The sequence below is a fragment of the Spirosoma knui genome (assembly GCF_054780635.1).
This window is the reverse complement of sequence record NZ_BAAGVY010000004.1, coordinates 167,358-181,787: the sequence shown is the minus strand read 5'-3', so window position 1 is coordinate 181,787 and position 14,430 is coordinate 167,358. Positions and strand designations below refer to the sequence as shown.

General features: G+C 49.8%; 13 protein-coding genes. 12 read left to right on the top strand and 1 reads right to left on the bottom strand.

Annotated elements, in window-relative coordinates:
* Positions 1 to 34 precede the first annotated feature (34 nt).
* Positions 35 to 445, top strand: a complete 411-nt coding sequence (locus ACYVIY_RS11380) for a molybdenum cofactor biosynthesis protein MoaE (RefSeq protein ID WP_460976468.1) — start codon at positions 35 to 37, stop codon at positions 443 to 445.
* Between the two features lie 41 nt (positions 446 to 486).
* Here ACYVIY_RS11380 and ACYVIY_RS11375 read toward each other — a convergent pair whose 3' ends face one another.
* On the bottom strand, positions 487 to 1,605 hold the full coding sequence (locus ACYVIY_RS11375; RefSeq protein ID WP_460976467.1) for an endonuclease/exonuclease/phosphatase family protein: 1,119 nt from the start codon (positions 1,603 to 1,605) through the stop codon (positions 487 to 489).
* Positions 1,606 to 1,792: 187 nt separating this feature from the next.
* On the opposite strand from ACYVIY_RS11375, the gene ACYVIY_RS11370 reads away from it, so the two are divergent.
* The 11 genes from ACYVIY_RS11370 to ACYVIY_RS11320 all read left to right on the top strand — a co-directional run bounded on the left by ACYVIY_RS11370 (position 1,793) and on the right by ACYVIY_RS11320 (position 14,365).
* The gene (locus tag ACYVIY_RS11370) at positions 1,793 to 2,305 is read left to right on the top strand and encodes a ribosome maturation factor RimP (RefSeq protein WP_460976466.1); all 513 of its coding nucleotides are present in this window, start codon (positions 1,793 to 1,795) and stop codon (positions 2,303 to 2,305) included.
* Between the two features lie 85 nt (positions 2,306 to 2,390).
* Positions 2,391 to 3,635 (top strand): transcription termination factor NusA, encoded by a 1,245-nt coding sequence (gene nusA / locus ACYVIY_RS11365; protein ID WP_460976465.1) that lies wholly within the window; start codon positions 2,391 to 2,393, stop codon positions 3,633 to 3,635.
* Between the two features lie 166 nt (positions 3,636 to 3,801).
* Positions 3,802 to 7,194, top strand: a complete 3,393-nt coding sequence (gene infB, locus ACYVIY_RS11360) for a translation initiation factor IF-2 (protein ID WP_460976464.1) — start codon at positions 3,802 to 3,804, stop codon at positions 7,192 to 7,194.
* A gap of 164 nt (positions 7,195 to 7,358) precedes the next feature.
* The gene (locus ACYVIY_RS11355; RefSeq protein WP_460976463.1) at positions 7,359 to 7,712 is read left to right on the top strand and encodes an S-adenosylmethionine decarboxylase family protein; all 354 of its coding nucleotides are present in this window, start codon (positions 7,359 to 7,361) and stop codon (positions 7,710 to 7,712) included.
* The gene (locus ACYVIY_RS11350) at positions 7,709 to 9,019 is read left to right on the top strand and encodes a DUF4178 domain-containing protein (RefSeq protein WP_460976462.1); all 1,311 of its coding nucleotides are present in this window, start codon (positions 7,709 to 7,711) and stop codon (positions 9,017 to 9,019) included. The genes ACYVIY_RS11355 and ACYVIY_RS11350 overlap by 4 nt, the downstream gene beginning before the upstream one ends.
* A 2-nt stretch (positions 9,020 to 9,021) precedes the next feature.
* Positions 9,022 to 9,216 (top strand): hypothetical protein, encoded by a 195-nt coding sequence (locus ACYVIY_RS11345; protein WP_460976461.1) that lies wholly within the window; start codon positions 9,022 to 9,024, stop codon positions 9,214 to 9,216.
* A gap of 11 nt (positions 9,217 to 9,227) precedes the next feature.
* Positions 9,228 to 9,434, top strand: a complete 207-nt coding sequence (locus tag ACYVIY_RS11340) for a DUF350 domain-containing protein (protein WP_460976460.1) — start codon at positions 9,228 to 9,230, stop codon at positions 9,432 to 9,434.
* The gene (locus ACYVIY_RS11335) at positions 9,427 to 10,974 is read left to right on the top strand and encodes a polyamine aminopropyltransferase (RefSeq protein WP_460976459.1); all 1,548 of its coding nucleotides are present in this window, start codon (positions 9,427 to 9,429) and stop codon (positions 10,972 to 10,974) included. Before ACYVIY_RS11340 ends, ACYVIY_RS11335 begins: the two co-directional genes overlap by 8 nt.
* Positions 10,964 to 12,610, top strand: a complete 1,647-nt coding sequence (locus ACYVIY_RS11330) for an FAD-dependent oxidoreductase (RefSeq protein WP_460976458.1) — start codon at positions 10,964 to 10,966, stop codon at positions 12,608 to 12,610. The genes ACYVIY_RS11335 and ACYVIY_RS11330 overlap by 11 nt, the downstream gene beginning before the upstream one ends.
* A 1-nt stretch (position 12,611) precedes the next feature.
* Positions 12,612 to 13,661: a hypothetical protein gene (locus tag ACYVIY_RS11325; protein ID WP_460976457.1), complete on the top strand. Its 1,050-nt coding sequence runs from the start codon at positions 12,612 to 12,614 to the stop codon at positions 13,659 to 13,661.
* Complete coding sequence (locus tag ACYVIY_RS11320) at positions 13,658 to 14,365, top strand: metallophosphoesterase (RefSeq protein ID WP_460976456.1); 708 nt, start codon at positions 13,658 to 13,660, stop codon at positions 14,363 to 14,365. The genes ACYVIY_RS11325 and ACYVIY_RS11320 overlap by 4 nt, the downstream gene beginning before the upstream one ends.
* Positions 14,366 to 14,430: the final 65 nt, after the last annotated feature.

The window sequence follows — 14,430 nt, the reverse complement described above, 5'->3', positions numbered from 1 at the left end:
CTAGCCTGTTCATCTCACCAGCCTTACTCAATTTATGATTGCGATTACCACTGATCCCATCGACGTAGCGGCAGCGCTGCAATACCTTCAATCGGCACAGGGAGGAGCTATTGATCTGTTTTTAGGCGTTGTACGTGACAATACGCAGGACCGGGCCGTTGACCGGCTTGAATACGAAGCGTACGACCGCATGGCTATTTCGGAAATGCAGAAAATCGCGGACGAAGCAAACCGGCGCTGGCCCATAATAAGCTACACGATTGTCCACCGGAAGGGAACTTTAGGGATTGGTGAAATTGCCGTTTTAATTGGCGTAACAACCGCGCATCGGGCCGAAGCGTTTGACGCATGTCGCTATATAATCGATACCATCAAACAAACTGTACCGATCTGGAAGAAAGAAGTGTTTACGGACGGTGAGCAATGGGTTAATGCACACCCTTAGTGGGAAAGGAAACAAGATGTCTTCACAAATTCCTTACTGCATCACTTGATCAGATACGTACCTACAATCGGGTAATGATCTGAGTAACTGATATAATTAATCGTCTCGAAGGCCAACACCGGAATCTTAGGGTCATGAAACTGGTGGTCGATTCGAATGAAGCCCGGAAGTTTATTGTAAGAAAAGCCAAAGCCACGCCCGGCATCCTCAAAGCTGTTGGGAAGTATACGGCGCATGCGCTCGTATACGACGCTATAGGGCGTATCGTTATGATCACCAGTTATAATGACAGGGTATTGGCTTTCCCGAATGTGCCGTTGAACCTTCTCGATCTGGTCGCGTCGTTCAATGAACCCGGTACGTAGCGCGCTGAGCACACCGTGCGTTTCGTGCTTAACTCCCTCTAACTCACCCTGCCGGAGCACACGCCCCACCCGAATTCCCATCGAATGCAAATGAATATTGATCACCCGGATGGTATCGTTACCAATCTTGATGTTGGCCCATACGATTCCATTAAACCCGTCGAAACTTTCGCGGCCGGAGTGGATAATAGGATATACCGAAAATATAGCCGCTCCGATCGGACCATCTTCTACCATTGCATAGTCGGGGTGCAGTAAGACCGAGTAGGGGTAACCCGCCTTTTTAAGCCGTTCTACTACGTTATAATCTTCGATAGCCGTTGAGTTATAAAACTCCTGGAAACATTTGATGGGAGCTTCGTACCGTATGGCGTAGTTAATAATGCGCCGGGCCCTGGGCGAACTGTGGTAACGCTCCCAGGGATTGTCCAGGTTAAACGACTGCACATTGTAGCTAAACACTTTTACGGGTTTGCCATTGCCCGCAAACTCGACTGGCTCATGCCAGACAAAGGTTCGGGAGCCGAACAAGATAATACCGACGAGTAAGATTAAGCCAGATAACCAGCTCCGCCAGGGCCGCGAGGTAAGCCAGAAAAGAACAAATCCCAGATTGGCCAGCCAGCTGATCGGTAAGGCAATCATCATCATTCCCGCTAGCCAATGTTCCGTTGGTAGACTATACAGCAACCAGTACGTCAGGCCTGTATATAATGCCAGCAGCAAGTTGAACGACCACAACAACGACCGGAAGAAATAGGTAATGAGCTGGCCAACGCGGGTTTTTACGGTCATACGATCATCAGACGGAGGTGGATGCCTCGTTGGGGCCAAAAATAAAGCATAATGACCGGAATGCCCATAACTCCCCCTCGCCGGGGTCTTGCTATCCAAGCTGAAACGTATTATCTTTGTGGCATAAAAACCATATAGCGTTGATCAAAAAAGGGAGTGCGACTCCCTTTTTTGTTAGCCCTAGCTTATGGACGACAAAGGACGTATCATTGAACTTTTGCAGCCCTACCTGAACGGTGGCGATTTATATATTGTTGATGTTCAGGTTGTTGGTCGGCAGGGCGGCCGTATTAAGGTAACGATCCTGCTCGATAGTGACACCGGCATAACCATCGACGAGTGCGCCGATATTAGTCGACGGTTAGGTGTTGACATGGACGAAGGAAATTTTTTCGGCGAATCCGCGTTTACGCTCGAAGTTTCTTCGCCCGGCGTTGACTACCCACTGACGTTTCCGCGCCAGTTCGTCAGGAATGTCGGGCGTCAGCTGGTTGTTACGTTAACGGATGGCACTACCCGAAAAGGGAAGTTAGAGTCGGTTGCTGACGACCACATTGTGCTGGATGTGGAAGCCGAAAAGAAGTCAAAGAGTAAAAAGAAGAAAGAAGCTGAATTAACGAGCGAAGCCCCGCCAATTGGCCCCACACCGATTGCCTTCGAGCAGATTAAGAAAGCGAACGTAGAAATCTCATTCAAATAGTATACCGTTTCAGTCTTCAGCCGTTTACCAACACAGCGTCTGGATCAGGAAAGAGAAATCGTATACCTGTAAACTACCAATAAAAATGACCAGTGGATTATTAATCGAATCGTTTGCCGATTTCGCCCGGTCGAAAAATATTGATCGGCCCACCATGATCGCCATTCTGGAAGAAGTCTTCCGGACGATGATTCGTAAAAAATACGGTACTGACGAAAATTTTGACGTAATCATCAATGCCGAGAGCGGTGACCTGGAGATGTGGCGTACGCGCGAAATCGTGGACGACGACTCCGAAGATATTTGGGACTACGACAAAATTCCCCTCGCTGAAGCGCGCAGGATACAGGACGACTTCGAAGTAGGCGAGCAGGTTGCCGAAGAAGTAAAACTGGAGGATTTTGGGCGCCGGGTTGTACAAACAGCCCGTCAGACGCTGATCCAGAAGATAAAGGACATGGAGAAAGAACTCCTTTATCAGAAATATAAGGATCAGGTTGGCGATTTGGTCAGTGCCGAAGTTTATCAGCTGTTAAAGCACGAAATCATCCTGGTCGATTCGGAAAACAACGAGTTGAGCTTACCGCGTACCGAGCAGATTTCTAAAGATCGGTACCGCAAGGGCGAAGCCGTAAAAGCCGTAATCAGCCGCGTTGAGATGATCAACGGTACCCCTAAAATTGTGTTGTCCCGTACGTCGCCCGTATTCCTGGAGCGCCTGTTTGAAATTGAAGTCCCCGAAATTTACGATGGTTTAATTTCGATACGGAAGATTGTTCGTGAACCCGGTGAACGGGCTAAAGTTGCCGTTGAATCGTACGACGATCGCATCGACCCGGTAGGGGCCTGCGTTGGGATGAAAGGATCACGTATTCACGGTATCGTTCGCGAGTTAGGCAACGAGAATATCGACGTAATCAACTACACCGAAAACCTTGAACTGCTGATTAGTCGGGCGCTGAGCCCAGCTAAGATCAGTTCGATGCAGATTGATCGCGAAGCCAAACGGGTATCTGTTTTCCTGAAACCTGATCAAGTATCGCTGGCCATTGGGAAAGGCGGTCAAAACATCAAACTGGCCGGGCGGTTAGTCGATATGGAGATTGACGTCTTCCGCGATAACGAAGGTCAGGAGGACGACGAAGACGTTGACCTGATGGAGTTCTCGGATGAAATCGACGAGTGGATGATTGAGGAACTGCGTAAAGTAGGACTCGATACGGCGAAGAGCGTACTTGCTTTAAACAAAGAAGAACTAGTACGTCGAACTGATTTGGAGGAAGATACTGTTGAAGAGATTCTGAGCATCCTGCGCCAGGAGTTTGAATAAGTTTTGATTGACGAGTTTAGCATGAACAAAGAGATATAAAGGGCAGTCTCGTTCTTCATTTATCTTTATTCAAGGCTCAATCTCTAAATTGAGGGATTTTTATTGCACTAACTGTTGTTCATACCATATCAACAACCATTAAATTTGCCGAATATAGACCGAACGTATGGCAGAAGATAAGTCAATGCGCCTAAGCCAAGTGGCAAAAATTCTCAACACGGGGACATCCTCGGTTGTGAGTCGTCTGTCTGCCAAAGGGTTTAAGGTCGATAGTAACCCTAACACCAAACTCAACATGGAACAGTTGGAGGTGTTAGCGAAGGAGTATAAATCTACGGAACTCCTGAACGGAGCTCGCCGGTCCGAACCGTCGGTTGCGGTCGCTGAGCCACCGCGTCGTCAGGAGGAAGATGTTATTTTGTACCGTCGTGATGACGCAGGTCGTCCCCTTGTGGACGCTAAAGCTGATCAGAGCCGATCTGCCGGCCCTGTAGACGCACCGAAACCGGCTCCTGCAAGCGAGCCGCAGCCATCTACACAACATGTTCAAACAGGCCTTCCTGGTTTGAAAGTCATTGGTAAGATTGATTTAAACGCGAAGCCGACGCCTAAACCAGCGCCAGCTCCGGAAGCCAAGGCTCCAACTCCTCAGGAGGTGAAGCCAGCGCCACCAGCAGCTAAGCCGGTTGAAAGTCGCGCTACGACGGGTAGTGCGGAAACAGCCCCTATAGAGGCACCTAAGCCTGTTGCTCCGCAGGTTCCTGTAGAAGCGCCTAAACCAGCGCCTGCCGAACCTGTTGAAGCAAAAGTAGCACCGACACCGTCCGTTACGTCTACACCGCGTCCGGTCGAAGTGCCTGTGCAGCCTAAGGCCGAGGCCCCAGTGGTTGAAACGCCGAAGCCAGCGCAGCCGCAACCGCCGGTTCAGGCTGAACCAGCTAAAGCGGCTACACCAGTGGCAGAAGCGCCGAAACCAGCTGTTGATCCGACGGCTGTGGAAAACAAGCAACCCCGTCAGGAAAATCGTCCTGCCGAGCAGCGGCCGCAGCCTAAAGTAGAAACTCCGCAGGCTAAACCTGCCACTCCGGCACCGGCTGATGAACCCGCTGAACAAACCGAAACCATTCGGGCAGCGGGTAGCCACCAGTTAGGCGGACTGAAAATTTTAGGTAAAATTGAATTGCCCGTTAACAACCCCCGTCAGGGAGGTGGCGGAAGCAATGCCGATAAGAAGAAGCGGAAACGCATTCGTGGAGGTCGCGAAGGTGCCGTAGGTGGCACTGGTCAACCGAACCAGCAGGGTGGACAACCACAAGGTCAGGGCGGAAATAATACGCGCAATGACCGTGGCCCACGCGATGGGCAGGGGGATCGTGGACCCGCTAACCGCGTTCAGGGTGACCGTCCGCAGGGTGATCGGAATCAGGCGGCTGGTCAGCGCGACGGAAACCGTCCGCAGGGTGACCGGAACCAAGCACCGAATAACCGGGCTGGAGGCAATACGCCGAATCAGGGCCAGGGAGGTGGTAACAACGCCAACCGGGGAGGCCAGGGTAATGCGAACAACAGTGGTAATAACCGGAACGGCGGTAACAATCAGAACCGGGGAGGTGGCAACAATGCCAACCGCGGTGGTAATCGTCGCGAAGCGCCAACGCAGGCGGATGTTCGGAAAGCAATTCAGCAGACCAACGCCCGGATGCAGGGTAATCAGCCGAACCGGGGTGCTGACCGTCGACGCGATCGTCGGAACCAACGGGAGGAGGACCGCCGGTTGTTAAACGAACAGGAGGAACTTGAAGCAAAAACACTGAAAGTAACCGAGTTCGTATCGGCCAATGATTTGGCTTCGTTGATGGACGTGTCAATTAATGAAGTTATTTCGGTCTGTCTGAACCTGGGTATGTTCGTATCGATCAACCAGCGGTTAGATGCCGAAGCCATCACGGTCATTGCCGATGAATTTGGCTATGATGTTCAGTTCATTTCGGCTGAAGACGAAACCGAAGCCGGTGTTGTCGTTGAAGCCGATGAGCCGGAGGATCTCCAGCCACGCGCACCGATTGTAACCATCATGGGTCACGTTGACCACGGTAAAACGTCTTTACTTGACTACATCCGTCGGGCCAAAGTAGCCGCTGGTGAAGCCGGGGGGATTACGCAGCACATTGGTGCATATAGCGTGAAAACCAACGACGACCGGATGATTACGTTCCTGGATACACCGGGTCACGAAGCCTTTACGGCCATGCGGGCACGGGGTGCGAAAGTAACGGACGTAGTTATCATTGTGATTGCCGCTGACGATAGCATCATGCCGCAAACGCGGGAGGCTATTAACCACGCTCAGGTAGCGGGTGTGCCTATTGTGTTTGCGTTCTCGAAAGTTGATAAGCCAGGTGCAGACGCTGAAAAGATCCGTACGGAACTGGCAGCGATGAACATGCTTGTTGAAGAATGGGGCGGTAAATACCAGGCTCAGGAAATTTCGTCGAAGTCCGGAATGGGCGTTGACGATCTGCTTGAGAAAGTTTTGCTGGAAGCCGAACTCCTCGAACTCAAAGCAAACCCCGATCGTCGGGCACTGGGTACCGTTATTGAAGCCTCGCTCGACAAAGGCCGTGGATACGTATCAACGGTACTGGTAGAGAACGGTACGCTTCGTCAGGGTGACATTATGCTGGTAGGTGCGCACTACGGTCGCATCCGGGCCATGACCAATGACCGTGGCGAACGTATTAAAGAAGCCGGTCCATCAACACCTGTGCAGATTCTGGGCTTGCCCGGCGCTCCGCAGGCAGGCGATAAGTTCAACGTAATGGAAACCGAACGAGAAGCCCGTGAAATCGCTAACAAGCGTGAGCAGCTTCTTCGTGAGCAAACGTTACGTACCCGCAAGCACATTACGCTCGAAGAGATTGGCCGACGCAAAGCGATTGGTACGTTCAAAGAGCTGAACGTGATTGTGAAAGGTGACGTGGATGGTTCTGTCGAAGCGTTGTCTGACTCGTTGCTACAACTTTCGACGGAAGAGGTTCAGGTGAACATCATCCACAAAGCGGTGGGGCAGATTTCTGAATCGGATGTTCTGCTGGCGTCAGCCTCTGATGCGGTTATCGTCGGCTTCCAGGTTCGTCCATCCTCCAGTGCACGCCGTCTGGCCGAACAGGAGCAGATCGAAATTCGACTCTATTCGATCATCTACGATGCGATCAACGAAGTAAAAGACGCTATGGAAGGGCTGTTGGCACCGACTGTGGAGGAAGCGATCGTTGGTAACGTTGAAGTACGTGAGGTGTTCAAAATTAGTAAGGTAGGTACCGTAGCCGGTTGTTACGTAACTGACGGCCTCCTGAAGCGGAACAACAAAATTCGGATCATCCGCGACTTTATTGTCGTACATACCGGTGAGATCAGCGCGCTGAAACGTTTCAAAGATGACGTGAACGAAGTTCGATCGGGCTACGAGTGTGGCTTGAGTATCAAAAATTTCAATGACATTGAGGTTGGTGACGTTATCGAAAGCTTCGAACTGAAAGAAGTGAAACGTACGCTGTAATTCATACAGATTTCTTGTTCAAAGCCAGACCGAGTTTAACTCGGTCTGGCTTTTTTTTGCCGATTACACAGTACTTATGCCGATACTCCCATTTTTGTCGATTCGGACCTCGCTGCGAATACATTTGCCTTGCTATATTTCATTGTGATTCGCTAGCCTAAACCATGACAGCATACCGCCCGGGTCTGCACCTGTTATCAACCTTTTCCTCGTCAGCCGAGAATCTCAGCGATGTGGCTATTTGTCAGACCGTGTTTGACACACTCATTGATACGCTGGAATTGACCAAGGTTGGTGAAGTTTATCATGCTTTTCCGAATGGAGGATACACGGCAATCGTTTGCTTAACCGAATCGCACGTATCTATTCATACCTGGCCGGAGTTGGGTATTGCCACATTCGATGTATTTCTATCGAATTATATGCGGGACAATACCGCGAAAGCTCGTCAGTTTTACGCGGATGTATTGACTCAATTCTCTGCTACCGAGCTTACTAAACAGGAACTAACGCGATGACTGAACCGGCTCCTTATGGTCAGACGCCTTCATCGGCCACGCTTGCCTGCCCTAACTGTCAGTCAACCATTACGTACTATGACGTATCTGGTAGTTCCTATTACGGTTGTTCAACCTGCCATACCTTTTTCGAGTATGAACATGAGGGACCTCCCAAGATTTTAGCTTCGTTTTTCGAAAAAAGCCCTGCCATTACCCTGCCAATAGGGACGGAAGGATACCTGCATGGACAGTTTGTACGCGTAGTTGGCATCATGCATAAGAAAGAAGCAGAAGCCTCGTACAGCTGGCTAGAATATATCTTGTTAAGGAAAGATGGCCAGTATGTGCAATTAGCCGAGTTTGATGGGCATTGGATGTACATCGAGCCAACAAAGAAGACCTATAAAGAGTATCATGGCAACGGCAACGTGTATTACGTTGATGCGGCAGAGCGCCAATATCGACTCTACAACCGGTATCGCCCCAAGGTGTTATATGCAGTAGGGGAGTTTGATTGGCACATTCTGGAAGACGAAAAGCTGTCTATTTCGGAATACATCAATCCGCCTTATATATTAGTTAGTGAGCAGGCCAATAACCGGGCTGACTGGTACACGGGGCAACATATTTCGCGGGATGAACTAGCTACAGCCTTTGCTATCTCTGTCGATGCATTGCCCCGTCAATATGGCATAGGAGCGGTTCAGCCTGCGGATGAGGAAGGTCGTTTAAGAACCGCATTCTCGGCTATGAGCCTGATAGGTGCTGTCTTAATCCTGCTTCAGCTAGTCATTAGCTTTACCAGGCCATCGAAGCAGCTACTGAGCGCTACGTACCAAACCCAGGCCGACTCAGCTCAGACAGCCTTGGGCAGTGCGAAACCCATTGTTACGTCGTCGTTTGAGGTGGATGGGCCAACCGCATTGCTGTTCGATATGCATTCTGATCTCAACAATCAATGGGTTGAGTTATCTGTAAATCTCATTAATGAGCAGTCGGGAAGAACTTATGAATTCGCGAAGACGCTTGAGTACTACTATGGTGTAGAAAGTGGCGAAAGCTGGTCAGAGGGCAGTCGGGACGATGATGCGGTCCTGGCTCGTATTCCGTCTGGGCGTTATCACCTTAATATCTATCCCGCCACGGAAGCCGGACATTTTGCGTCATTTTCCCTAACCGTTCGGCAGACGTCGCTGATTTGGGGCAATATCCTTTTTATGCTGGCTATCCTGGCTGCTTACCCAATACTTCTTTACTGTCGTCGACTTATGTTCGAATCCCGACGTTGGACAAACAGCGATTTCACGAATAACTCCGATAATTGACGATGTTGAACGAGATACGGAAAGTAAACTATTACCTGTTGGCAGCGGTCGTTGCTCTAGGCGTGTTTACCTGGGCCGGTTTTACCGGAACGCGTCTGCTGGGCGATGACAATGAAAGTAAGGAAAGTTCAAACGGCTACTACGGAAGCTCCGGTCGCTCGGGTGGACATGGCTATTCTAGATTTTATCATAAATAACCTAATCCCGCATGGAACTTAAGTACATTACAGCGTCTATCGTTTACTCCCTACTGGGCGTTATCATTCTGGTTGTTTGCTTCGTAATTATCGAGAAAGTTGCGCCGGAAAATCTTTGGAAAAAGATCGTTGATGAACAGAACGTTGCGCTGGCCATTCTGGCGGCTGCGTTCATGATTGCCGTGTCGATTATCATTAGTTCAGCCATTCATGGTTAGTGAAGAAGAACCGGTAAAAGTCCAGCCGGGGTTAAAGCCCTTGCATTGGCTGCTGCTGGTATCGGTGTTTGTTATTGCAACCTGTGGGCTCATTTACGAACTCGTAGCGGGGACGCTGGCCAGCTACCTATTGGGCGACTCGGTCACGCAGTTTTCGACGATCATTGGCGTCTATCTGTTCTCCATGGGAATAGGGTCGTGGCTGTCAAAATACCTCGATGGTAACCTACTCAAATGGTTTATCCGCATTGAAATACTGGTAGGCATTGTTGGTGGATGCAGCGCTCCGCTATTATTTGTGTTGTTTGAGTACGTAGCCTCATTCCGAATAATTCTCTATACGCTAGTGGGGCTTACCGGAATCCTGGTAGGACTGGAAATTCCGCTTCTCATGAGGATACTAGAAAACCAGCTTACGTTTAAGGACCTTGTCTCACGCGTTTTCACCTTCGACTACATCGGTGCTCTGTTAGCGTCGTTGATCTTTCCGCTCGTTCTGATTCCACAGCTGGGACTTATTCGGACATCGTTGTTTTTTGGGCTGTTGAACATCGGTGTAGCCGGTTTTTTGCTATATCGCTTTAATGAGGCCCGGCCGTTTCGTCGTAGTTTTAGCTTTGTCATGATGGCATCCACTGCTTTACTTATTGCAGGCTTTGTCTATGCCGAACGAATTATGACGTATGCCGAAGGAGTCGCGTTTCAAGACACCGTGATTTATAGTAAAAGCACGCCTTACCAGCGTATCGTGCTCACACGTAACAAACGGGAACTTCGGCTCTACTTAAATGGAAACCTGCAATTCAGCTCCGCCGACGAGTACCGGTACCACGAAGCACTTGTGCATCCGGCTATGCAGGCCCGACCCTCGGCCAAACATATTCTGGTGCTGGGTGGGGGCGATGGACTGGCTGTGCGAGAGCTACTAAAGTACCCACAGGTTGAACGCATACGTCTGGTCGACTTAGACCCTGGCATGACCAAGTTATTCCAGCAAAACTCAACCTTGGTCAAACTCAACAATCGTTCACTGCTATCGCCGAAAGTACAGATTATCAATAACGATGCGTTTACGTGGATACGGCAGGATACGTCCCGCTACGACGTTATCATCGTTGATTTTCCTGACCCATCGAACTACTCCATTGGTAAGTTGTATAGCACGACATTCTATGCCGAACTGCAAAAGCGACTGGCTCCCGATGGACTGACTGTTGTGCAATCGACGTCACCTTATGTCGCGCGGAAATCATTCTGGTGCATCCGTAATACGTTAGCCGCAGTAGGTTTCCAGACTATTCCATACCACACCTATGTTCCATCATTCGGCGAATGGGGTTATGTGCTGGCCTTACGTAATCAACACTGGCGGGTGGGCGGCTCGTTGCCTAAAGGTTTGCGATACGTGAGCCCATCGACGATTCGCGATATGTTATACTTCCCACCTGATATGGCCGAAGTACCAACAGAGGTCAATAAGTTAAACAACCAGGTTCTGGTTCAGTCGTTCGAAGAAGAGTGGGCACCTTATGGACAATAACGCTGATGCACTCGATCGCCGTACCTTCCTGACTCAAGCCAGTGTAGGTATGGCCGCCTTACTGGCAGGAGGGGCAATAGTACCATCCTGTGCATCATCTCGTTCGATCAGCCATATTCGTGGGGGTATGATTGGGGCCAATCACCAGGCAGGACATCGGCTACGCAGACCAGCTGAACTGTTCAAGCTGCCTGTGTCTGACAAACTCTCGACCGATGTCCTCATTGTGGGGGGCGGTGTTGCCGGTTTATCGGCCCGTCGCTGGCTAAATCAGCAGGGAATCAGCGACACATTACTGGTTGAAATGGATGAGCGAACCGGAGGTAACGCAACGTATGGACAGAATAACGTATCAGCGTATCCGTATGGAGCCCATTATCTGCCAATACCTGACCTACGCAACCAGGAACTGCTTCGTTTTCTGGAGGAGATCCAGGTGATTACAGGTAAGAATACGGAAGGGTTTCCTGTCTATAACGAGTACTTCCTGTGCCACGACCCTGAGGAACGACTATTTATCAATGGCTTCTGGCAGGAGGGATTAGTGCCGGAAGCAGGCGTACCCGAAAGCGACAAAGAACAGATCCGACGTTTCTTTCAAGTCGTCGATGAGTTTAAAGTAGCTAAAGGGGCCGATGGTCTTGATGCCTTCACCATTCCGCTCGACTCTTCATCTGCTGATGAACGCTTTCGCCAGCTTGATCAGATCTCGTTCGCCAGCTATTTAGCAGAGGAGAAATTTACGTCGCCCTATCTTCATTGGTACCTGAACTACTGCTGCCGCGATGACTATGGTGCTACCATAGAGACAACGTCCGCCTGGGCAGGTATTCATTACTTTTCGTCCCGCAAGGGACAAGCGGCCAATGCCAACGCGTCGTCGGTGCTAACCTGGCCTCAGGGTAACGGTTTTTTAGCGGATCATCTCCGAAGCCAAAGTAATTCGCCAGTTCGACAGAATTTGTTGATTTATGATTTGCGGTTAAATGACAAAGGTGTGATCGTTCGGGCGTACGATGTGGCGTTAAACAAGAACGTGGTTATTGAAGCGAACAAGGTAATTCTGGCAACACCTCAGTTCATTACCAAACATATCGTGCAAAATCTTGCTCCTGAGCGCAGTAAAATAAATGGCTTTCAGTATGCGCCTTGGGTAGTGGCTAATTTAACCGTCGAAGGGCTTCCGCAGGGGCGGGGCATGCCACTTTGCTGGGATAATGTGTTGTATGATACAGCCTCGGTTGGGTATATCACGGCTAACCACCAGGACATGAAGGATAGCCCACACAAGGTAATAACGTATTACAAGCCACTTAGTGTCGATGAACCCGACGTTGCGCGTAGGAAAGCCTACAGCACTTCGTATGAGCAATGGCTAACGCAAATTCTCGACGAGCTTGAGCAGGCACATCCAACCATTACGTCTTATGTTTCACAAGCTGATATTTGGGTATGGGGGCATGGGATGATTGCGCCAACACCAGGTTTTGTTTGGGGAGCGGAGCGTAAGCAGGCGGCCGAACCGATTGCAAATCGTCTGTTTTTTGCGCACTCCGATCTGAGTGGCCTCTCAATTTTCGAAGAGGCTTTTTACCAGGGAATTCGGGCGGCCAAAGAAGTTCTTTCAATTGTTTGACATGAAACAGCCGTGGATTAAGAACCCGTGGTTCGATGGTCTGTACGTACTGGCGCCACCCTTTGTTGCGCTGCTAGTGGTTCTTGCGTTGCCCGATCGGTTCAAGACGACCGACGAGATGCCCGTTGTTGGGTGGGTGGCGTTGGTCTTACTGGTTGATGTGGCCCATGTGTACAGCACCCTGTTTCGTACGTACTTCGATAACGTCCGCTTCCGACGGCAACAGACAGTATTTATACTCGTGCCAATAGGTTGTTATGTTGCCGGTGTAGCTCTACATAGCTTCAACCACTTATTATTCTGGCGTTGTTTAGCCTACCTCGCCGTTTTCCACTTCGTTCGGCAGCAATATGGCTTTATGCGTATTTACAGCCGCACCGAAAAGGCACCGACCTGGGCTAGTCGGCTCGATATGATTGTCATTTATGCCAGTACAATCTATCCGATCGTGTGGTGGCATTTGACGCCCGGCCGGCACTTTAACTGGTTCGTCGATGGCGATTTCATACAGACAGAATTCGCATTGGTAAAGCTGCTGACGTCAGCTTTATATGGGATTTTACTAGTGCTGTACATGGCCAAAGAGATCTGGCTCTATATTCAGACCCGATGGTTTAACTGGCCACGCAATCTGCTAATTATTGGAACGGTACTATCCTGGTACTTCGGTATCATCTATTTCAACGGTGACTTGGCCTTCACCATGCTCAACGTCGTATCGCACGGAATTCCCTACATGGCGTTGATCTGGATAAGTAGTCAATCCGAAGTGGAAGCACAGAGAAAGGCCAATAATTCAACGCTGTTGGCTATTGCCCGTCGGAGTTGGCTAATTTTTATTGGTATGCTCGTGCTGCTCGCGTATCTTGAAGAAGGTTTGTGGGACGGATTTGTCTGGCGCGAACATGCAACGGTATTCGGTTGGTTTCAGGCTTTACCAACCGTGACAGATAAGCCGTCGTTAGCCTTACTTGTTCCACTGCTCGCACTTCCTCAAATGACTCATTATGTGCTGGATGGGTTTATCTGGCGACGAAACCATACTTCATGAAGCTTGTTACCATTAGTGACATTCACGGACGGGGCGACTGGGTACACGTCAACGTAGCGGACTATGATCGGGTTATTTTCCTGGGCGATTACGTGGATAGTCATTCCATTAACGACGGGATTATTCTCGATAACCTCCAGCGGATTATTCAACTAAAGCAACGGCATCCCGAAAAAGTTGTCCTTTTGATTGGTAATCATGATGCCCAGTACATGCATTATCCAAATTATAGCTGCTCGGGATTCCGGCAGTCTATGCAACGGGCATTGACGGAATTGTTTACAGAGAATCGGTCGCTGTTTCAAATTGCGTATCAGGCAAGAAACTATCTGTTTATCCACGCTGGCGTGACAAACAACTGGTTAATGGCCTGTAAGCGACGCCTTAAGAAATCAACGATTGCATCGGTGCTGGCTGATACAGCTACCCTGGCGGATGGACTGAACCTGATGTATACGACACCGGCTACTCAACCGATTTTGTTTGAGGTAGCGCCGGCTCGGGGCGGATACGATCCATTTAGCGGTCCGGTTTGGGCCGATCGCTCAGAAACTCGCAGGGATTACCTCCGTGAATTTCATCAGGTAGTTGGTCATACGCCCACGCAGGAGTTCATAACCGTCGGCGACGAAACAAGTTCTATTACGTATGCCGATATATTAGAGTACGAACGTGCTTTTTATGAGGTCCAAATACCTGGCTAAATTAACATCGTTAAACCAAAGGCCGCAGCTTAATCGTTTATATTAAAACGTCATAAGTCATTGCC

Excerpts from the sequence above, each read along its gene's own strand:
- ACYVIY_RS11380 (WP_460976468.1), top strand. The coding sequence starts at position 35 with ATGATTGCGATTACCACTGATCCCATCGACGTAGCGGCAGCGCTGCAA.
- ACYVIY_RS11375 (WP_460976467.1), bottom strand. The coding sequence starts at position 1,605 with ATGACCGTAAAAACCCGCGTTGGCCAGCTCATTACCTATTTCTTCCGG.
- ACYVIY_RS11370 (WP_460976466.1), top strand. The coding sequence starts at position 1,793 with ATGGACGACAAAGGACGTATCATTGAACTTTTGCAGCCCTACCTGAAC.
- nusA (WP_460976465.1), top strand. The coding sequence starts at position 2,391 with ATGACCAGTGGATTATTAATCGAATCGTTTGCCGATTTCGCCCGGTCG.
- infB (WP_460976464.1), top strand. The coding sequence starts at position 3,802 with ATGGCAGAAGATAAGTCAATGCGCCTAAGCCAAGTGGCAAAAATTCTC.
- ACYVIY_RS11355 (WP_460976463.1), top strand. The coding sequence starts at position 7,359 with ATGACAGCATACCGCCCGGGTCTGCACCTGTTATCAACCTTTTCCTCG.
- ACYVIY_RS11350 (WP_460976462.1), top strand. The coding sequence starts at position 7,709 with ATGACTGAACCGGCTCCTTATGGTCAGACGCCTTCATCGGCCACGCTT.
- ACYVIY_RS11345 (WP_460976461.1), top strand. The coding sequence starts at position 9,022 with ATGTTGAACGAGATACGGAAAGTAAACTATTACCTGTTGGCAGCGGTC.
- ACYVIY_RS11340 (WP_460976460.1), top strand. The coding sequence starts at position 9,228 with ATGGAACTTAAGTACATTACAGCGTCTATCGTTTACTCCCTACTGGGC.
- ACYVIY_RS11335 (WP_460976459.1), top strand. The coding sequence starts at position 9,427 with ATGGTTAGTGAAGAAGAACCGGTAAAAGTCCAGCCGGGGTTAAAGCCC.
- ACYVIY_RS11330 (WP_460976458.1), top strand. The coding sequence starts at position 10,964 with ATGGACAATAACGCTGATGCACTCGATCGCCGTACCTTCCTGACTCAA.
- ACYVIY_RS11325 (WP_460976457.1), top strand. The coding sequence starts at position 12,612 with ATGAAACAGCCGTGGATTAAGAACCCGTGGTTCGATGGTCTGTACGTA.
- ACYVIY_RS11320 (WP_460976456.1), top strand. The coding sequence starts at position 13,658 with ATGAAGCTTGTTACCATTAGTGACATTCACGGACGGGGCGACTGGGTA.